Here is an 18,618-nt window from a genome sequence, read left to right as displayed (position 1 = left end):
CGGATTGGCAATCGGTCATCCATTGCGCTTTGCGAAATATTGTTCGATAATCGAAATCAAGCCGCGCGAGCACTCCAAAGCGGCGTATGAGAGGATCGGCGCCTTGTTGCAATCGCGTACCCCCCATGCCGTCGTCGATGCGCCGCGCCTGTTCTATGGCTGGATCCTTCTCGCGGTATTCTGGTTCATCCTCGTCGCCAATCTGGCGTTTCCGATGACCGGCGGATCGCTGCTCAACACCGCGATGGCGCGCGATCTGGGCTTCACGCGCGAGCAGATGGGGATGCCCTTCTCGGTCTATTTCGGCGTCATCGGCCTCAGTTCGCCGCTGGTCGCCGCGATGATCGGCAGGATCGGCATCCGTTGGACCCTCACGCTGGGCAACGCGATGCTGACCGGCGGTTCCCTTGCGATGGCGACGATCGTCTCGACCCCGCTGTCGGCTACGATCTGCTTCGGTCTGGTGATCGGTTTCGCGGTGGCGTCCGGCGGCAACCTGACCGCTCAGACAGCCATCCCGCGCTGGTTCGTGCGACGCCGCGCGCTCGCCTATGCCATCATGCTCACCGCCTCGGCGGTGGGCGGCGTGTTCGTCGCACCGACCCTCACCATGCTCATCGGCGAATCCGGGGCCGGATGGCGATCGGGCTGGTGGCTCGTCGCCGGCTTCGGCGCGGTCGCCACGCTGCTGGCAGCAGCGCTGGTGCGCGAGCAGCCCGCCGATGTCGGCCAATATCCCGACGGCGACGCCGCGCCGCCCGAACATGCCGCATCGGCAGCCGCGCAGGTGCGGCCGATAACGCTGGGCGACATCCTCGCGCGTCCCGATTTCTGGGCCGTCGTGTTCGCTTCCGCGGTGATCACCGGCGGCCTCAGTCTGGTGCTGGCCCACGGCGCGGCGAACGCGCTGGACAAGGGCCACACCCAGGCGGCGGTCGGCACCGGCCTTGCGCTCTACGCTTTCACCGGCGTGGCGGCGAAGGCGCTGGTCGGCTGGCTCGGCGACCGGATCAATCCGGCGCGACTTTGGGCAGCCCTGCTCGTGCCTTCTGCCCTTGGCCTCGCGGTGGCGGCGTTCGCGGTCGAAGGTCCCGGCCTGATCCTCTATTCCGCGCTGGTCGGCATCGGTCTGGGCGGCGCCATCGTCTGCCAGCCGGCGACGATCGCCCACCGCTTCGGCGCGCGGGGCTTCGCCAAGGCCGCGAGCGTCATCTTCCTGCTTCAGGCCGCTGCCGGCATGTCGGTGCCCGCACTGGCCGGCTGGGCGTTCGATCCGCAGACCGGCTATCGCTGGAGCTTCCTGATCGCTGCGCTGGCCAGCATCTCGGCGATCCTCGCGCTCTATGTTTCTTGCTGGCGCAACCCCGTCGAGCGGACCGCGCCCCTGCCCGCGGCTGCATGACCCGGCTCACCGCATCACCAAGTTGCCCGCCATCCAGTCGCGCAGATCCTGTGGCGGCGGGAGTGTAGCGCGGCCGCCAAGGTGCCGGTCGAGCATCCTCTCGGTGAGGAACAACATGCTGCGCAGGGCCATCGGATCCGACGATGCGTGCGGCTGGTTGCGGGCCACCACGATCCGCACGGGGGCGCCCAGCAGCCTGAGCTGCGCGGCATAGTCGATCACGCTGCGGATCGGGACGCGCTCGTCCCTGCCCGATGCGATCAGCAGCAACGGGGTCCGCATCGCGGCGGCGCGCGCGAGAGGCGACTCCCGATACAGCCGCCGGGCGATCGCGGGATCGTTCGGATCCAGCGCCAGCAGGCGCAGGCTCTGGTCCAGCGGCATCCCCTGCGTCTTGCCGAGATCGCCCCGCGCGGCGCCCCAGCGCGACGTCCAGCCGAAATCGACCGGCGGCACGATCGTGACGCCGACGCGATAGAGCCGCGATCCGTTCGAAAGCGCCTGCAGTGTCGAATAACCGCCGAACGACGCGCCCATGATCGCGGTGCGCGCCGGATCGCCGATCCCGCGCGCGAGCAGATAACGCGTTCCCTCCTCGATATCGCGCTGCACCCGGCCATCGCCGAAATCGCCGTTCGCGGCGAGCATATAGGCGCGGCCATAGCCGGTGGACCCGCGAAACTGCGGGCGGAACACGGCATAGCCGCGATTGACCAGCAACTGGGTCAGCGCGCTGTAATCGGGTTCGTCGTGCGACCAGGGGCCGCCGTGGACGATGGTGACCAGCGGGACCCGCGCCGGATCGCGGCCCGGCGGCACGCTGAGCAGACCGTGGATCACCATCCCGTCCGACGCCGGAAAGCTGAAGGCAAGCACCCGACCGAGTGCATCCGGCGAAAGGCGTTTCGCCCGGTCATCGAGCAAGGGCCGCATCGCGCCGCTGGCCGGATCGAACAGATGCCAGCGATTGCCCTGCAGGCGCGCGTCGCGCTCGCGCACCAGCCATATGCCGCGTGCGGTCTCGACCATTGCGTCGGGCATGGCCGTCAGCTGGGCGAGGCCGGCAACGGTTCCGGCGTCCAGCCCGTATCGCATGATCCGGCCGCCGCGATAGCTGACGATCTGCGGCGCGCCGGTCGCGCGGTCGATCGCGATGCCGTCCACATCGGCTTCGTCGGCCGGATCGCTATGGAGAGATGTCCACCGTCCATCGGCACCCAACCGCAAAACCGCCCGCCGCCCGCCCGGCACGTCGCCCGAGACATAGGCGCCCCCGCCCTCCGGAGTGACGCCGATCAGGTCGCAGCGCGCCATCGCCTCGCAGATGGTGACCGTGCGGAAACGGCCGTCCGCGCGCCGCGCCACGATCAGATGCCGGTCGCCATCGGCCAGCTTGAGAAACGCGGCGCGGCCATCCCGGCCCAGCGCGACATCGACGATCTCGCGATCGCTCGACGCCAGCATCCGGCGCACGCCTCCCGGCCCCGTCTGCCATAGCCGCCAGCGCGCGCCCACCTGCTCGACCAGCAGCACGCCCGCGTCCCAAGGGTCGAGATCGAGCAGCCGCAACTCCGTCGGCCCGCCCAGCGTGGCGGCGAGGCCGGAGCCCGCATCCCCCGACGGAGAGAGCATCTGCACCTTGTCGGGCGCAATCAGGATCAACCAGCGCGAGTCCCGGCTCCACATCACTTCGCGCGCGTCGGTATGCGGCAGGATGCGCCGTGGCGCGGCGCCGGGCGCGGTGGATTGTAGCCACAGGCTATACTGCCCTCCCGCGATCCGCAGGAACGCGACCGTGCCGCCATCGGGCGCGATCGTGACGGAGGTCAGCAACGGTTCGGTCAGAAACGCTTCTCGCTCGAACAGCGGGGAGACCGGGCGGGCGCGCTCGACCGCAAGCATCGCCGCCAGCGGATCAGCCGACGCGGGTGCGGCGCAGGCAAGCGTCAGGAGAGCGGCTGCGGCGAGGCCGAGCCGGCGAAAGCAGGTCGTCATTGCGAAACTCCTGTCAGGCGGGGCGGCTCGGCCGGATCAGCCAGAAGGCAATCAGCATGGGCAGGCCTAGAATGAGCGTGGCCCCGATCCAGACGGCGGTCGCCGGGGCGCCGAGCCTTCGCCTTGCCGCGAGGATCAGGCTTCCGGCGGCCGAAGCCAGCGCGAGGATTGCCGACGCTAGCCAGACCGAAAGCGGCACCCGGACCGGCTCACGCGCTGCCATCGGCACGGTGCCGCCACCAATCCCTTGCGCTTGATCCCGCACGATCCGCAGCACCGGCGAGACCCAATAGTTGAGGAAACGAACGACGAACGGAAAATCCGGTTTCAGCGTCCGCCGCGCGACGGCGCGGCTGCGGCCTACACCATCGACCTCGACGATCTGCTGCCACGAATCAGCCGGACCTTCGACGCCGCCCCGCGCATAGGTGAAGGAGACGAGGTAGCCGTCGAGCAGTTCGATCAGGTCGATCCGCATCAGGCTGCCGACCGGCGCGGGCATCGGCACCGTCGCGAGCGGCGGATAGACCGCGTCGCCCTTGTCCAGCACCCGCTCGTCATAGAAGCGCAGCTTCTGCTGGCTCATCACCGTCAGCGCTGAGCCGGCTTTTCCCGGCCGGCCGACGATCGTCTCGCCCGCGGGCAGGCGGATGCGACGGTGGATCGCGCCATCGTCGATATCGAACACGAACAGGCTGCCGCCGGCGATCAGGCGGTTCCCTTCCGTCGCGAGCGGCGGCGTCTCGAATCCGCCATCGTCGGCAAGCGTGCCCGCGCCCGCGCCATCCGCGATCCTGACGCCGTGAAAGCGCATATCGTCATGGCTGAAGGTCCAGCGCACCCCGCGCCGCTCGTCGTCGAACTCCATCGGCGCGACATTGGTCAATTCGGCGCGCACCGGCAGCCATTTGATGGTCAGCGGCAGGTTGAACACTTCGGACAAGTGGATCTGCTCACGCCACAGCCGCGCCTGGCCATCGCCTCGCGCCGCCAGCCCGGCCTCCATCAGCGCGGCGCCGTCGGCTCGCGTCGCCTCGACCACGCCGCCGCGCGGCGGCACGCTGTTGAGCGGATGCGTGCCGGTGGCGATCCACAAAGTCTGGAACACCAGATCGCCCGCGACGACGATCATCAGATAGGCGCCCATCGCCACCGCCAGCGCCGTTCCCGCGAGGCCGGACCGGGTGCGCGGCGGCACGGCGAGATCGGGCTTGAACACGCTCGCGACCAGCAGGGTCAGCGCCGCGAGTACGGCGCATTGGACCAGCAGCGCCGCCCAGCCGACCGCCATGCTGACCGACGGCAGCAACGCGGGGATCAGCGCCAGCCAGCCATAGCGCCGCGGGCTGAGCACCGCGTAGATGCCGCCCATCAGCCCGGTCAGCGCCAGCACGCCCCCCGACAGGCCGAGCAGCCAGTGCCGCGCATCGACGAAGCGCGCGCCGATATGGCCGTGGCTGAGCAGCAGCAACAGGATCGGAACCAGCACGGCGGCCGCCAGCATCGTCGCGCTGCCGCCGGCGACCGCCGCCAGCACCCGGCGGCGCGGCATCGGCCGGTGAAGCAGTGCGATCCACTGGTTCATCCGCGCATAGCTGCCCGCCTGATACAGTCCCAGCAGGACGCCCGCGACGGCATAGATCGCACCCATCAGCTGATAGACCATCTCGGGCTGCTGCAGCGGATCGACCACGCGATCGAAGAAGAACAGGGTGCCCGCATGGACCGCGCCCGCGCCCAGCGCCCACCAGCGAAACCGCCGGCATTCGGCCTTGTAGAGTTCGAACATCGTGTCTTCCTTCAGGCAGCCGGGCCCGCATGGTTGCGCGTCAGAAAGGCATCGACCGCGCGATCGAGCGGAACCGCCATTGTCTGGACCGATTTGGCGCCATGCCCGCGCAGGAAATCGGCAAAGCCGGGTGCGGCGTCGAGCATGGTGTAGTGATGAACGCCGTCGATCCGGCGGTGCTGGAGCAATCCGGGCATCTCATCCGGCGCAGGTCCCTTGAACGGCACATCGGCGATCCACTGGCTGATCCGGTCGCAGAATATGTCCGGGGCCGAGAAGTTGAGCAGCGCGCCGCGCTCGAGCACGACCAGCGTATCGGCAAGCCGCTCGACTTCCTCGATCTGATGCGAGCAATAGATCACGGTGCGGCCTTCGGCATCCGCGCCGTCGATCAGCGCGTCGAGCACGCGTCGCCGCGCAACCACGTCCAGCCCGAGTGTCGGCTCGTCCAGGATCAGCAGTTCGGGCGACTGGCCCAGCGCAAGCGCCAGGTTGAACCCGGCGCGCTCGCCGCGCGAAAGCTGGCCGATACGCTGGCCCGGCGACAGGTCGAAGCTGGCGATCACCGTGTCGAACGCGCGCGCATTCCAGCGATCGGCGTAAAGGCGGCGCTGCATGTCCAGCACCGCCGCGACGGTCGCCCAGCCTGGCATGGTATGCTCTTCGTTGACGAAGCCGATCCGGCGGCGATCCTCGGGCGTGAGCGCAGCCGATGGGCGCCCGAGCACGAACGCCTCGCCTTCGCTGGGCGCGAGAAAGCCCAGCAGGATGCGGAACAGCGTCGATTTGCCCGCCCCGTTCGCGCCGACGATCGCGTGGATCCCGCCGCGCGGGAGCGCGAGGTCGAGCCCGTCGATCGCGCGCTTGCGGCCGTGGAAGCGAGTCAGTCCGCGGGTTTCGATGGCGTAGCCGGACATGGCGGTCATGCCGATTTGGCGAAGCTGAGCGCGTCGAGCGCGTCGGCCACCGCCGCCACCGCTTCGTCGGCGGGACAGCGGATCGCAATCACTTCGCCGACGAAGCGATCGACCGCCTCGCCCAGGCGGCGCTCGCGTTCCGCGCTGCTGAGCTGATCGCGGCGCACCGCCACGAACAGGCCGAGACCCGCGTGCGCCTCAAGCCAGCCTTCGCCGGTAAGCTGCGCATAGGCCTTGCTGACGGTATTGGGATTGATCCCCAATTGCTGCGCCAGCCCGCGAACGCTCGGCAACTTGCCGCCGACCGAAAGCTCTCCGGTCGAAATCTGGCGCCGGATCGCATCGACGATCTGGCGGGCAATCGGGCGTGGATCACCGGTCGTGATGGCGATCGCAACGGGGGTTACACGATTCATTGGCCTCTCCACTGTACTAGAACACATAGTACAGTGAGTCGCGAACTGTCAAAGCTGAAATTGGCCCAGGCGAGCTTCGCGCGCGCCCGCCATCGTCCAGTTCCGTTCGAGCACCAGCGAACCGGAACGGACAAATCGCGGAAATTCAAGCTGATTTTCGATTGTCAACCATCGGCGCATGTCCGCGACCGAGAATTGCACTCGCCCAATCGGGTCAGGCTGGACCTTCACGCAATGCCGGCGGCATGGTCAGTGCGGAGAGAGAATGGTGCCCCTGGCCGGACTCGAACCAGCATGCCTTGCGGCGTTCGATTTTGAGTCGAATGCGTCTACCAATTTCGCCACAGGGGCAGCGAGCGCAGGTGCCTAGCCGAGCGCGGGCCGGCTATCAACCCGCGATCACTTCGGCGGCTTATATCCTTTTGCCGGCGTGGGCGTCGGCGTGGGGCCGGGCTGCTGCGGCGGCGCTTTCACCGAATCGTTGGGCGCGGGCGGAGCGGACTGCGGTTGCTGCATATCGGTTGCGACCGGCTTGCCTGCGGAGGTGGGTGCCCGGGCTGGAGCATCGGACGGCGCAGGCGCTGCCCGCAGCGAGGACGGCGCCTGATTCTGAGGCTGGTTCGGGGACTGGGGCTGCGACGGCGGGCGGCGCGGCTCGACCGAGGGCAGATCGGGAATATTGCCCGGTCCGCGATAGGCGGGCGGGGCATCGTCGTCGAACCCACCGCCCGGCGGACGCAGGCGCGGCGGTCGCGCCGGCTGCGAGGGCACGGGCCAGGTCAAACCGGGCTCGCCGGTCGCGGTCGCGGCATTGTCCTCGGGGCCGAGAATCCCCAGCCGCGCCGCGACCGAAGGATGCAGGATCGCCTGCAACTGCATCAGCCCGGCATTGGAAATCGGAAACGGCCCGATCGGCGCGGCGCCCGCGCGCGGCACATAGATCGCCTGTAGCGGCCGGTCGGCAGTGACGGTGCGCCCGCCCGCGCTCACATCGATCGCCCCCGGCCTCGCGCCGCCCTGCGTCGCCCGGCCCGGGCCGCGCCGCACGATCAGCGACGCGGTCTCTGGATCGGAGGCGATCCGTCCCACCGCCCGCTCGCCCGCCGCGATCAGCGCCGCATCGGGACCTACCACGCCTTCGAGGATGGTCCCGCGCACCCCGATCGAAGCGACCGGCGTGCGGATCGAGGATCCATTGCTCCCGCCCCGGCCGGACATGAAGCGGAACGCACCTCGCGTCACCGTCGCGCCGACACTGCTCGGCCGGCCCGGATCATAGACGAACCGGTCGATCGTCACCCGCGCATTGGCGCCGACGGTGAACACCGATCGATCGAGCAGCACGATCTGCAACTGGCTCTTCGCGCCGGTCTGGACGCCGTCGCCCAGCGCGATCCGCTGCCGCAGCGCCACCGGGCGCGCCACCCCGCCCGCGGGCTTGCGAATGCGCACATCGTTCTTCACCGCCGTGGCCGCGCCGACGATCTGTTCGGCGACAGGCGCGGCAGCGGCCACGATCGCGATCGCGGCGGCCGAAGTCGCGAGGGCCAATCCGATCCGCATCGCCTTAGCCTCCCCAGCCCTGCGGCCGCGGCACCGCGCCGCACGCCGCCGTCACTTCCGCCCATGCAGTTTCGCTCACCCGGATCCGGTCCATCTCGGCCAGTTCGGCGCGCGCACCCTGTTTGTCGTCGAGGCGGCAGAGCAGGCTGACATGCAGCAACAGCGCCTCGTCCGCTTCGGGATGGTCGATCAGCAGCCGCTCCAGCGTCGCCACCGCGCCGATCAGGTCGCTTTCCCCGATCTGCCGCCGCGCCAGCGCCATCCCGCTCTGCACGCCTTCGCTGTTGCGGACGAGGGCGTCGATCTCGGCTAGTTCGGCGGACTGGGCACAGGCCGGAGCAACCCAAAGGCTCGCAGCGACGAAAGCCACGCAAAACAAGCGGTGTCGGATGGCCATATCCGCCTCCCTGTTCGCCGGCTTCATGTCGAGTCGGCGCTGACGGAATCTACCGCGCGTTGACCCCGCCGCGCAATCATGGAAGCCATGCGGTCATGGAGCGGGAACCAGCGGATATCACCTATGTCGGCAACGCCGGGCTGGTGCTGCTCAGTCCCTTCCTCCCGCCCCTGTTCGACCGGCTGGGACTGATCACCCGAACAGGCGCGGATCGGCCCCTGCTCGATCCCCGCGCGGTATATCTCCTCCAGTATCTGGCGGAGGCGCGCTGGGATGCGACCGAACCGGAACTGACGCTCAACAAGCTGCTCTGCGGCTTCGATCCCGCCACCCCGGCCATCGCATCGGTCACACCGACGCCGGAGGAAGTCGATAACTGCGACAGCCTGTTGCAGGCGGCGATCCACAATTGGCCGGCCATCCGGAATACGTCGCCCGCCGGTTTGCGAGAGAATTTCCTGCAACGGGCCGGACGATTGACCCGCCACGATGCGCGCTCGACCCTCGACGTAGAGCGAAGGACCATCGACGTGCTGACGGATCAGATCCCCTGGAACCGGTCGATCGTCTTCCATCGCTGGATGTCCGAACCGCTCCACATCAACTGGTAGATCAGCTCCGCGGCGCTTGCCGCCGGTAGCTCAGCGCCTCCGCGACATGGATGCGCCCGACGCCCTCGCTGCCCGCCAGATCCGCCACCGTCCGCGCCACACGCAGCACGCGGGTATAGCCCCGCGCCGATAGCCGCATCGCTTCCGCCGCCTGTGCCAGCAGCTTGCGCCCGGGTTCGTCCGGCGTCGCCACCGCCGTCAGCAATTCGCCCTCCGCCTCGGCATTGGTCCGCGCCGGCACCCCGGCATAGCGCGCCGCCTGCAGTGCCCGCGCCTCGGCCACGCGCGCGGCGACTTGCGCGGAGGCTTCGGCCGGCGCGGGAAGGATCAGGTCGGCGGCGGTCACCGGCTGGACTTCGACATGTAGGTCGATCCGGTCGAGCAACGGCCCCGAGACCTTCGCCTGATAATCCGCCGCGCATTTCGGCGCCCGCGCACAGGCCAGCGCCGGATCGCCCAGATGCCCGCAGCGGCACGGATTCATCGCCGCGACCAATTGCACACAGTTTGCTTTGCACGTAGCCGAAAGCTACTCAAGCAGCTGGAGGGGTGCGCTAATGCCCGCGAATGCAATTGTTTACGCCCGCTTTTCATCGTCCGAGCAGAGTAAGGGCTACTCGCTAGAACGACAATTGACCTTGGGCCGGGAGTTTGCGGCCGAGCAGGGTTGGACAGTCGAAGCCACGATCACCGACGAGGGGCGCAGCGCCTACCACGGCAACAATCGCCTAGAGGGTTCATCACTTCACCAATTTGAGTTGGAAGCGAGAAACGGGCTGCACCGGGGTAAGGTGCTTCTGGTTGAGAATGTGGACCGCTTGAGCCGTCAGGGTCCGAAAGCTGCTGCGCGGCTAATTTGGGGCCTAAACGAGTGTGGCGTCGATGTGGCGACCTTTCATGACGGTCGCATCTACGGCGCAAACGAAAGCGGCGAGTTAGAAGACGTTCTGCTGCTTATGATGAGCGCGATCAACGCGCATCAGGAGAGCGATAAGAAGAGCAAGCGCGTTACCGCGTCATGGCGAAGCCGGTTTGACCGAATAGCGACAGGCGCGAAGAACCTCCCAATGCCTAATCAGCCGCTCTGGCTTGATCGGGTCGATGGGGAGCTGGTGCTGAACGACCATCGGGTGAGGGTGCTCAACGACATCTATGACCTCTACATCGACGGCGTGGGCATCCACAAAATCGTGACGATCCTCCACGCTCGCGAGGAGCCAAGCTGGACGCCACCTGAGCAGCGTCGGGGCAATAACGGCTGGTTCTACAGCTACATTTACCGGCTGCTCACCAAGCGCACCGTTCTCGGCGAGTACGTGAAGCACGATGGGAAGACCATCTCTACCGACTTCTGGCCGCAAGCCATCTCCACCGAAAAGTGGAACAGGGCTCAAGCTGCTCTCGCAATGCGGAAGGGCAACCAGAAAACGGAAAAGATCAACCTCAACCGCAATCTCTTGCAGGGCATCATCGTCTGCGAACAGTGCGGCGGTGGCGCTCATTTCCGTCACCAGATCGACAAGGGCCAGACCTATCGGCGCAAGAGCGGCGAACTAGTCACCTACAAGCGCAACGACCATCGCAGAGTGCGATGCGACAAAGCCCGCCGCAAGCATGACTGCGATAACGGGACGATCCTATCCTACGATGTGCTTGAATGGACCGTCTTGGAAGAGATGCTGCCGAAGCTGGTGGAGAAGCGCTCCGACAACCCCGCAGCGCTTGAACTGCGCCAGCGCATCGCGGAGTTGGTGAGACTTCGCGAAGCCGATCAAACGCGCCTGTCGAACCTCGTTGATGTGCTGGCCGATGGAGGATCAAAGGCCATCGTGCAGCGCGTCGGCGAACTTGAAGCGGCTATCGAGAGACAGGACGCAGAGATTGCCGCAGCACAGAAAGCGCTCGCGATTGAGAGCGCCAAGCCCGCAAGCGATGACGATGTTGCTCTAATTGAGAGCCTTCGCGCCGAACTCAACAGCCCAGATGACGAGATCCGATCCTACGCTCGCGGTCGGGTCAACATGAGCCTCCGGCGGCTCATCAAGCGCATCGCAATCACACCCACCGGCCTCTTCCGTGTCGAGCCCGACGATCAATCGTGGTGGCTGTTCGATGACACCGGCAAGCTGCTTGAGGGCGAAGCCGTTATAGGCTGAGCGCGCCCAGCGAGCGTCACACAGGGCCGAGACAGGCGAAGCAGCCCGAAGGCTGCTTCGTGACCAATGTAGGGCTGCGCGGGCTTCTCAGGGGCGGATGCAGCTAACCTCGATCCCCTGCACTTCCAGCACGAACAGGTCGGGCGTCTTGGTGAAGAACACGCGCTCGTAATGGTATTCGAAGCTGCCCTCATTCTCGTTGAAGAAGCGGGGGTCGCTGTCCAGAAACTCCTGTGCGTCGCTGCAAAGCTGTTCAATGTCGATGTACATAACTGGCTCCTCGTTGGAGCCAGATCAGAAGACGCCATTCCACCAGACTTGCGACCAAAGAGCGACGAGTTGCGTCTGTTAATCGTGACGGTGCTTCTGCTTCCGTCGCGCCGCTAAGCGCTGCTCTAACTCAGCCATCAGATTGTCTGCCAAGCCGTTGATCAGAGCCGCACGGCTCTCCGAGATTTCCTCCTGGAGAATGCGGACCTTCTTCGGGATGCGCCTTCGCTTGTTTGGGTTTTTTCCTTTCGCCATCGATTAGTTAGCCACCTGAGCGGTTGATTTCCGCACCAGAAGGCGTCGTCTGACCGTGGGCCAACAACAAGGAGGCCCAAATGGAATGGAAGACGAAAATGCTGCGTCCCGAGGACGTGACGCAGCTTGAAGCCAATTACCGCGAGCAGGAGCCCGTGAAGGGCACCAGCAGGGAAATCGACTTCAAACCCCACGTAAAGCTGTTCAACCCGGTCGGCGCGGGCACATGGCTGCTCACAGAGCTTGAGCCGGAAACCAGCATCGCGTTCGGCCTCGCCGATCTCGGATTTGGTTGTCCTGAGATGGGCTCAGTCTGCTTGGACGAACTGTGGTCGGTCAGGTTGCCGCTCGGTATGCGGATCGAGCGCGACATTGCGTTCGAAGCGCAGAAGACGCTCAGCGCCTATTCGAAGGAGGCGCGTCGGCTCGGCTTCATCCGGGCATAAATACCGGCGTCCATAATTCTCCTTTGCAATCGGATTAGGACGTTTCTGTGGTGGTCTCGGTGGTCGGGTTGCTCTCGCCACCGGGGCCACTTCCATGAGCAGCTAACTAGGTGATGCCCACCTACACCACTGCTCCATCCCTCGGTTCCGTCTTCCAGACGCTACTCCGCGATCCTATCCCCACGGCGTTCAGTCCCCGCGCTCAAGTCATGGTCGCATTGCTTCGCGCGGGACACGAGCAGGACGATTGGCTGCGTGAGAATTGCTCCGGTCGTTACAGTGGGTCGATCCACCTGATGAGCACCGGCAGGTTGGCGCTCGACGTAGGGTTTGAGGACACGAACGATGCTCTGATGTTCAAGCTGGCATGGGGCGGCGACCTATAGGCCAAGGGCGGCCAGGCTAACTATGCGGTGTCCACCTACCGCAACAAATTCGAGGAACGTGTCGCCCGCCAGCTAGGGCCAGAGTACGAGTACGAAGCCCTCAAGCTGCCCTACGTCACTCAGCACACCTACACGCCCGATTTTGTCGATCCGGCCCGCAAGCTGATCGTTGAGAGCAAGGGTCAATTCCCTGCCGCTGACCGCAAGAAGATGCTCGCGGTGAAGGCCCAGCATCCCGACTGGACGATCAAGCTGGTATTCCAGAACCCTAACGCGCGGCTCAGCAAGGCGAGCAGCACGACCTACAGCGCGTGGGCGGACAAACATGGCTTCGCTTGGGAGCGCGGCCCCTCTCGGTGAGCGCAGGCGCTAAATAGTCTGCAACACACAAAGAGAGGGCAAACCCCCGATGAACAACACCCTGACCTACACATTTCCAGTGCATTCGTTCGCCGAGCATCTTTCCAACCGCCGCCCAGAAAAGTGGCAAAGCTATCTGGACGAATGCGTCGCAGAGAAATTCGCTCGCGCCCTTCGCCAGCATCGTCTCTGGATCAATCGCGATGTCTTCGTTGACCAGAAGATGTGCATTGCGATTGGTGAAACGAACGTCGGTGAATTGGTCCCGACCCAAATGCACCTAATCACCCTGACGTTTAAGGATGAAGCCACCGCGCTCCTCTTCAAGCTCTCGCATGAGGGTGCAAGCGCATGACCCGCCGCAAGCAGATCACCAACCCGCTGACTGGCGAGGCAAAGACGATGCACGAATGGGCCGATCACCTCGGCCTGACCTACGCGGGCTTTCGATCTCGGACGCGCCGCAATCTCCCTGCCGACGAACTGTTCGCGCCAAGTCATGGGATCGGTCCCAAGCCGCAATACGTGACGGTCAACGGAGTGACTAAGTCGCTCAGGGTTTGGGCCGACGAAGCGGGCATGTGCTACTCAACGGTCGCGCAGCGCCTCGCGAGTGGCTGGACGCCGGAAGATACCGTGATCAAGCCAGCCAACCCTTATCCGGGGCGTCCGCGCAAGCATTTCGAGTTTAGAGGCGAGGTGAAGACAGCGGCTGAGTGGGCAAAGGAGTTCACGCCCGTCATGTCGGAATCCACGCTCGCGAAGGCGATTAGGGACGCGCGAGGTGCAGCATGAGCATCGACGCAGCAAAGCTATACGAGGAGTTGGGCCGAGCGGCGGCTCAGGTCCGATCCGCTGAAGAGAGGGTCGATCAGTCCAAGGCGGCAGAAAAGGAAGCCATTCGCGAAGTGAGTGAGCGCTTCAAGGAGTCGAACAAGCGAGCCGATGACGCGTTAGAAAAGGCGCGGAGTCGTCTCCGCACGTTGAAGGAAGCGGCTCGATTGCACGAGGACGAAGGAATGGACCCGTTGCTGGCAAAGCTGGCTGCGGACGACAGTACGCCTCCATCCGCCCCCGTCTCACCTTTTGCGGCTATCTGGGGTAGCATCGGAGACAGCTTCACCGTCCGCTCATACTCAGCGGGACCACTTGGTTCGAAGCACCAGCAGCGGATGGCCAGCCGCAAGAAATAGCAAAACGGGGCCGGTTTCCCGGCCCCTTGGTACGCTAACTGGAAGGGCGCTTACTTTTTGGCGTCGCCCTTCGGCTTGGCCGCGCGCGTCTCCTTCATCTTCGCCGAACGGGCTTCACGCTTGTCACCGAGCAGCTTGAGCTGGGCGTCGAAATCGCCCTTCTCGATACGACCGGCGTAGTAGTTGAGCGCAGCTTCGAAGTCGGCGTTCGGAGCGGTCATCTCCTTCACCTCGACCTTCGTGCCCTTCACATCGGCAGTCTCCAGCACCATCGCGGTGTTGTTGATGCGGATGCTGAAAGCGGTGCGATCACCCTCGGTTTTGAAGTTGCGCTTGCCCTCGGCCTTGGGGTCTTTGAACAGCGCGATCTGCTTCTTGATGTTGTCGAGCGCGACCTGCTTGGTGGTGCGCTGACCGCCCGACTTGTCGAAAGCTGCGACCTGCGAAGCGGGGATGAGGTTCTTGGGATCGAAAGCCATGTTGTTCACTCCTTGAAGCAGAGCAACATCGCCCTGCTCCAATCGTCTGCTTCCAGATCACCAGTGTTGCGACCGAAGACTTCACCAGTTTGCAGAAAAGCGACGAACCGTTGAATCAGGTGCGGCCCTTCACCTTGTCGGCACCACGCTTCCCGCGATTTGCCGCGTCGGGCACGACCTCCCAGCCGCCCGCTTTCCGCCGACATGGCCTCCACGGCGCGTCTTCCAGGCGGGTGAATCCCTGAGCCCACGCATTTCGCAGATCGAGCAGGCGGACGTTTGTGTAGCTGTCTTGTTGAGCAGCAGCCGCGAGGGCTTTGATTTGGTCGATTGGGCTGGGCGTCATGCTTTAGTTAGCTGACCACCCATCAGTCAGACGTTGAATGTCCAGTCCGGCTTGCCCCTTGGTAGCCATCGCCCCGACAGCCAAAGCGGGCGCTTCTGGAAGCTGGTCGCATCGTTCGCCGCCACGGTTAGGCGCGCGCCGGTGATCGTCGTGACCTCGATCCACAAATACGACCGTTTGAACAAATAGCTGATGGCCCGACTGTACCACCAGCTACGGCGAGCAATCTGATCGGCCCGCCCCATTGAGAGTGGGAACGAGGTGACGCCCTGAGCCCTCACTTCCAGCGGGAAGCTGCCGTCTGTGGGCTCCACATAACTGAATGCATAGGCTGTGCTTTCCACCCTGAGCATCGTGCCGCGAAGCCATCGGGCGCGAACGAGGAATGCCGGGTTGGCAGACCGGTTCTGCACCACCAGAAACGGCTCCTCGTCCATCTTCCCGTTCGGCCCGTTGACCCATTGCCAAGCAATGCTCGCATCAATGAGTTCGCGCGATTGGAGACGCAGGGTTCGGAGCGCAAAATACGAACCCAGAGCGGACGACACCGCGGCTGTTGCCAGTGCGACTGCAAGCGGCGAACTGAACAGCGGCATCAGTGCAGCAACGAATTCCGTGAGAGCCATCGTATTACCTCAAACCCTGAGCGGAATTTCCGACCGCCAGAGCTTCCCGTTGTCGAGATTGACGCCCGCAGCTTCAAGAGCATCCCAAAGCCTTCTCCAGATCACATAGGGCGTGCTGGTCGGCCCGATAATCACCTTATGAATTGCCTCGGGCAAAGTCGCGCCGGTCAGCCCCTGATCGGGATAATTGAGCAGCGGTATCTTGTAGATTGTCTGGGGAACGCCGCCGAGTTCGACGTTCTGAGATGTAATGTGATTCACCGCATCGGCTGGGACGGAACGAGGATGGTAGATGATCCGCCACTCCCGTTCCTCGTGGAAACCGGGGTGCTTCGTCGTTACCAAGGCGATCCTCAGCAGGTTGAACATCATGTCGGCCACGATGTTCTCGTCAGGCCGTTCGGCCTCCACCTCTTTGATAAGCGGAGCATTGGCCGCAATCGCCTCAATCACTTCATCGAGCAGAGCAGCAAAAGCAGCCTCGTCCGCATAGTGGACGGGGGCAAAGCGGATCATCGGATGGGCATCACTGCCAGACAGGAATGGCGAGGGATCGAAGACCAGAGCCACGCCAGTCGTCCCGCCGTTATAAGCCCTCCACATGGAAAGCCGACCATAGCCGTCTTCGTTCTCGTACCCTTTGCCCGCATGTTCAGAAAGGCAGGTGATGTAGGTTTCGTGGATCAGTTCGAATAGATCGCCGTCCATTGCCTTAAAGACGATGTTCGCGGCCTCTGGATCGATGCTGCAAAGGACTTCCTCAAAACGAGCGCGGCGCTTCTGGTCTTCCCAATACCGCCGAAGGCATTGAGCGCCATGTAAGACCTCTGAGAGATCGTTCTGCACAGTGACGTTGCGAAGCCAAAGGCAGTTGTTCTCGATGATACCGAGAGCGCCCTGAGCAGTTGAATAGTGGACGAACCTAGAACCGGATTCATCAAAGCTCTTTGCACAACGTACGACGTGAGGCTGAGCAATCTCGTTCAGATGCTTGTTGATCTCTTCCGGCGTGTTCTCTTTGACGTTCATCCCTGCCCCCGCTTCGCTCCCAACGCTTAAATACCCGCATGGACGAGAATACCAAGATAACTCCACTTCCCACACTTCCCGCAATCAGCATGGCCCACGCCCAGCAGCTAATTGCGCCCGAAGTGACCAATCTGCTTGCTGTGGGTACTCGCGCACGACCGGGACAGCCGACGAAGCGGACGGAAGCGGTGATTGAGGAAATCGTCATCAGCATCGCTTGCGGGCAAAGCCTACGTGCCGTCTGCCAGCGCCCAGACATGCCGGGTTATTCGACGGTGATGAAGTGGCAGATGGACGACCCATCGTTGGTCGAGCAGTTTGACCTCGCATACGAATATCACGCGCGCACTCTGGACGACATCGCGGAGGACATTCTAGCGGGTGGGCCAAGCAGCACCGGCGACTTCCGCCGTGATGAAGCCCGCGTTGCTCATCTGCGCTATCGCTTGGGCAAGCTGCATCGCCGACGCTTTGGCGATAAGGTGCAGATCGAGCACTCAGTCCAGCCGCTCTTTGTGATGCCCAGCGATGCTATCGAGGGCGACGGCTACTAGAGAAAAATGACAGACGCTATCCAGCCCGCGAACAGCAGCGCGAAGAGGATCAGAAAGGTGCGCTGGTCCGGGTGGGGCCGCTTCTCGTACTTCGCATCGAGAATAGCGTTGAGGCCGATACCGCAGTTGGGACAGCAAATGCCGGGCTGTGGAGCCTGACAGACTGTGCAGTTGAACCGCACGTGGGCAGCATTGATAAACGTGACCGTCATCCGCACAGCGCGGGAATCGCAGTTGGCACAGGTGATTGAGTTCTGATCGACATGTGTTGCGCATTTCGGGCAATCGATTTGCCAAGCCTCGGGTGCTTCGTTCCCCACTCTACCACTCCCCAATAGTATCCCGGCTTGGCTGCCCCTTCGGCGGCCCCATGTCTAGCCGAATAGCCATCGAACAGCGGGCCACAACATCAGCAGCCATCCAGCCGCAATGATCGTCCCCAGCACCGCATATTCCAGATGCTCCAACACTCGCTTCAGCATCGTGCCCGCATCTCCCCTGCAAGGGCTCTTGTAGGGGCGAACGGGGATCTCGGCATAGCTGAACACCCATTCGCCTGGATGACCCTGCTTGAGCGCCGTTGACCGACGCTCAAGCAGGCACCCCAATGGCTCCCCCCGGCCCCTTGCCGGGTCCACTGTAGGCATGTCCGACGTAGCGCAGCCGTCTTGGATGGCTAGTCCCTAGCAGCACGCCCGCCCGAGACGAGCGCAGCGTCTCCTTTAGGTCGCAATCCCCCATCCGAGACAACAGACGGCATGGGCTTAGACCCAAAGGAGACAACCCCATGCTCGTCGGATACGCCCGCGTCAGCACCGCCGAACAACACCTCGACCCCCAGCTTGCGCAGCTACATGCCGCCGGCGCGGACAAGGTGTTCAGCGAGAAGGTAAGCGGGACCACAGCCAAGCGCCCCCAGCTGCTCGCCGCCATCGAGTTCGCCAGAGAGGGCGATGTGTTCGTGGTGACGCGGCTCGACCGCTTTGCCCGTTCGTCCGTCGATCTGCACAACCTGATCCAAACGCTCAGCAACAAGGGCGTGGGGTTCAGGTGTATCGAGCAAGCGGGGGTGGACACCACCACTAGCAGTGGGAAGCTGATGCTCGGCATGTTGGGCGCGGTCGCGGAGTTCGAGACGGCGTTGCGAGCAGAGCGACAGGCAGAGGGCATCGCCAAGGCAAAAGCCGATGGCCGGTATCAGGGACGCAAAGCCACTATCGACCCAGCAGAGGTACGGCGACTGCTCGGTGAGGGGATGAAACCAAGTGCCGTTGCGAAGGCCCTCGGGATCGGCAGGGCGAGCGTCTACCGCCTCGCGGCATAAGTAGGGGTAGTTTCTACAAAGACTCCTAGAGTTTTAGTTGACAGCCATGCAGGGCAAGCCCGTCACGCAACTGGCGGGCTTCGCCTTGGGTGACGGATGAAGGA

21 protein-coding genes, 1 tRNA gene and 1 pseudogene are annotated in these 18,618 nt (G+C 64.2%); 10 read left to right on the top strand and 13 right to left on the bottom strand.

Annotated features, from left to right (window positions below):
* Positions 1 to 106: 106 nt before the first annotated feature.
* Positions 107 to 1,402 (top strand): MFS transporter, encoded by a 1,296-nt coding sequence (locus tag HHL13_RS00810; protein ID WP_169553892.1) that lies wholly within the window; start codon positions 107 to 109, stop codon positions 1,400 to 1,402.
* Positions 1,403 to 1,408: 6 nt separating this feature from the next.
* Here HHL13_RS00810 and HHL13_RS00805 read toward each other — a convergent pair whose 3' ends face one another.
* From HHL13_RS00805 to HHL13_RS00775, 7 genes are all read right to left on the bottom strand, one after another.
* Positions 1,409 to 3,397, bottom strand: a complete 1,989-nt coding sequence (locus HHL13_RS00805) for a prolyl oligopeptidase family serine peptidase (RefSeq protein WP_169553891.1) — start codon at positions 3,395 to 3,397, stop codon at positions 1,409 to 1,411.
* Positions 3,398 to 3,410: 13 nt separating this feature from the next.
* The gene (locus HHL13_RS00800; protein ID WP_169553890.1) at positions 3,411 to 5,186 is read right to left on the bottom strand and encodes a hypothetical protein; all 1,776 of its coding nucleotides are present in this window, start codon (positions 5,184 to 5,186) and stop codon (positions 3,411 to 3,413) included.
* Positions 5,187 to 5,197: 11 nt separating this feature from the next.
* On the bottom strand, positions 5,198 to 6,103 hold the full coding sequence (locus HHL13_RS00795) for an ABC transporter ATP-binding protein (protein WP_206376808.1): 906 nt from the start codon (positions 6,101 to 6,103) through the stop codon (positions 5,198 to 5,200).
* Between the two features lie 5 nt (positions 6,104 to 6,108).
* The gene (locus HHL13_RS00790; protein WP_169553888.1) at positions 6,109 to 6,519 is read right to left on the bottom strand and encodes a GntR family transcriptional regulator; all 411 of its coding nucleotides are present in this window, start codon (positions 6,517 to 6,519) and stop codon (positions 6,109 to 6,111) included.
* A gap of 266 nt (positions 6,520 to 6,785) precedes the next feature.
* A tRNA-Leu gene (locus tag HHL13_RS00785) sits at positions 6,786 to 6,870 on the bottom strand.
* 48 nt (positions 6,871 to 6,918) lie between these two features.
* On the bottom strand, positions 6,919 to 8,082 hold the full coding sequence (locus tag HHL13_RS00780; protein ID WP_169553887.1) for a FecR domain-containing protein: 1,164 nt from the start codon (positions 8,080 to 8,082) through the stop codon (positions 6,919 to 6,921).
* A gap of 4 nt (positions 8,083 to 8,086) precedes the next feature.
* Positions 8,087 to 8,452: a hypothetical protein gene (locus HHL13_RS00775; RefSeq protein ID WP_169553886.1), complete on the bottom strand. Its 366-nt coding sequence runs from the start codon at positions 8,450 to 8,452 to the stop codon at positions 8,087 to 8,089.
* Positions 8,453 to 8,574: 122 nt separating this feature from the next.
* On the opposite strand from HHL13_RS00775, the gene HHL13_RS00770 reads away from it, so the two are divergent.
* A complete protein-coding gene (locus HHL13_RS00770) occupies positions 8,575 to 9,090 on the top strand; it encodes a contractile injection system tape measure protein (protein ID WP_169553885.1) in 516 nt (171 codons plus the stop codon).
* Position 9,091: 1 nt separating this feature from the next.
* On the opposite strand, the pseudogene HHL13_RS00765 reads toward HHL13_RS00770, so the two are convergent.
* A pseudogene (locus HHL13_RS00765) lies at positions 9,092 to 9,592 on the bottom strand (ATP-binding protein); the annotation flags it as partial.
* 55 nt (positions 9,593 to 9,647) lie between these two features.
* Here HHL13_RS00765 and HHL13_RS00760 point away from each other — a divergent pair.
* Positions 9,648 to 11,246 carry a recombinase family protein gene (locus tag HHL13_RS00760; RefSeq protein WP_169553884.1) on the top strand — a complete coding sequence of 533 codons (1,599 nt, stop codon included), beginning with the start codon at positions 9,648 to 9,650 and terminating at the stop codon, positions 11,244 to 11,246.
* A gap of 87 nt (positions 11,247 to 11,333) precedes the next feature.
* Here HHL13_RS00760 and HHL13_RS00755 read toward each other — a convergent pair whose 3' ends face one another.
* Complete coding sequence (locus HHL13_RS00755) at positions 11,334 to 11,516, bottom strand: hypothetical protein (RefSeq protein WP_169553883.1); 183 nt, start codon at positions 11,514 to 11,516, stop codon at positions 11,334 to 11,336.
* Positions 11,517 to 11,851: 335 nt separating this feature from the next.
* On the opposite strand from HHL13_RS00755, the gene HHL13_RS00750 reads away from it, so the two are divergent.
* The 5 genes from HHL13_RS00750 (at position 11,852) to HHL13_RS00730 (ending at position 14,156) form a co-directional block, all read left to right on the top strand.
* Positions 11,852 to 12,217, top strand: a complete 366-nt coding sequence (locus HHL13_RS00750) for a DUF2958 domain-containing protein (RefSeq protein WP_169553882.1) — start codon at positions 11,852 to 11,854, stop codon at positions 12,215 to 12,217.
* A 413-nt stretch (positions 12,218 to 12,630) separates the two neighbouring features.
* A complete protein-coding gene (locus HHL13_RS00745) occupies positions 12,631 to 12,963 on the top strand; it encodes an endodeoxyribonuclease (protein WP_169553881.1) in 333 nt (110 codons plus the stop codon).
* Positions 12,964 to 13,012: 49 nt separating this feature from the next.
* The gene (locus HHL13_RS00740) at positions 13,013 to 13,318 is read left to right on the top strand and encodes a hypothetical protein (protein WP_169553880.1); all 306 of its coding nucleotides are present in this window, start codon (positions 13,013 to 13,015) and stop codon (positions 13,316 to 13,318) included.
* Positions 13,315 to 13,758, top strand: a complete 444-nt coding sequence (locus HHL13_RS00735) for a hypothetical protein (RefSeq protein ID WP_169553879.1) — start codon at positions 13,315 to 13,317, stop codon at positions 13,756 to 13,758. The genes HHL13_RS00740 and HHL13_RS00735 overlap by 4 nt, the downstream gene beginning before the upstream one ends.
* A complete protein-coding gene (locus HHL13_RS00730) occupies positions 13,755 to 14,156 on the top strand; it encodes a hypothetical protein (RefSeq protein ID WP_169553878.1) in 402 nt (133 codons plus the stop codon). Before HHL13_RS00735 ends, HHL13_RS00730 begins: the two co-directional genes overlap by 4 nt.
* A gap of 50 nt (positions 14,157 to 14,206) precedes the next feature.
* Here the strand turns inward: HHL13_RS00730 and HHL13_RS00725 are convergent, their stop codons facing one another.
* The 3 genes from HHL13_RS00725 to HHL13_RS00715 all read right to left on the bottom strand — a co-directional run bounded on the left by HHL13_RS00725 (position 14,207) and on the right by HHL13_RS00715 (position 16,636).
* Positions 14,207 to 14,635 (bottom strand): hypothetical protein, encoded by a 429-nt coding sequence (locus HHL13_RS00725; protein WP_169553877.1) that lies wholly within the window; start codon positions 14,633 to 14,635, stop codon positions 14,207 to 14,209.
* Between the two features lie 372 nt (positions 14,636 to 15,007).
* Positions 15,008 to 15,607, bottom strand: coding sequence for a hypothetical protein (locus HHL13_RS00720; RefSeq protein ID WP_169553876.1), 600 nt, complete (start codon positions 15,605 to 15,607; stop codon positions 15,008 to 15,010).
* Positions 15,608 to 15,616: 9 nt separating this feature from the next.
* A complete protein-coding gene (locus HHL13_RS00715; protein ID WP_169553875.1) occupies positions 15,617 to 16,636 on the bottom strand; it encodes a DUF2971 domain-containing protein in 1,020 nt (339 codons plus the stop codon).
* Positions 16,637 to 16,674: 38 nt separating this feature from the next.
* On the opposite strand from HHL13_RS00715, the gene HHL13_RS00710 reads away from it, so the two are divergent.
* Complete coding sequence (locus HHL13_RS00710) at positions 16,675 to 17,190, top strand: hypothetical protein (protein ID WP_169553874.1); 516 nt, start codon at positions 16,675 to 16,677, stop codon at positions 17,188 to 17,190.
* On the opposite strand, the gene HHL13_RS00705 is transcribed toward HHL13_RS00710, so the two are convergent.
* Positions 17,187 to 17,510, bottom strand: coding sequence for a hypothetical protein (locus HHL13_RS00705; RefSeq protein ID WP_169553873.1), 324 nt, complete (start codon positions 17,508 to 17,510; stop codon positions 17,187 to 17,189). The genes HHL13_RS00710 and HHL13_RS00705 overlap by 4 nt on opposite strands.
* Positions 17,511 to 17,977: 467 nt before the next feature.
* On the opposite strand from HHL13_RS00705, the gene HHL13_RS00700 reads away from it, so the two are divergent.
* On the top strand, positions 17,978 to 18,514 hold the full coding sequence (locus HHL13_RS00700) for a recombinase family protein (protein WP_169553872.1): 537 nt from the start codon (positions 17,978 to 17,980) through the stop codon (positions 18,512 to 18,514).
* Positions 18,515 to 18,618: the final 104 nt, after the last annotated feature.

Source organism: Sphingomonas sp. G-3-2-10, assembly GCF_012927115.1.
GTDB lineage: Bacteria > Pseudomonadota > Alphaproteobacteria > Sphingomonadales > Sphingomonadaceae > Sphingomonas.
Note: the sequence above shows the minus strand (reverse complement) of the source record. Positions and strands in the feature narration are given on the sequence as shown.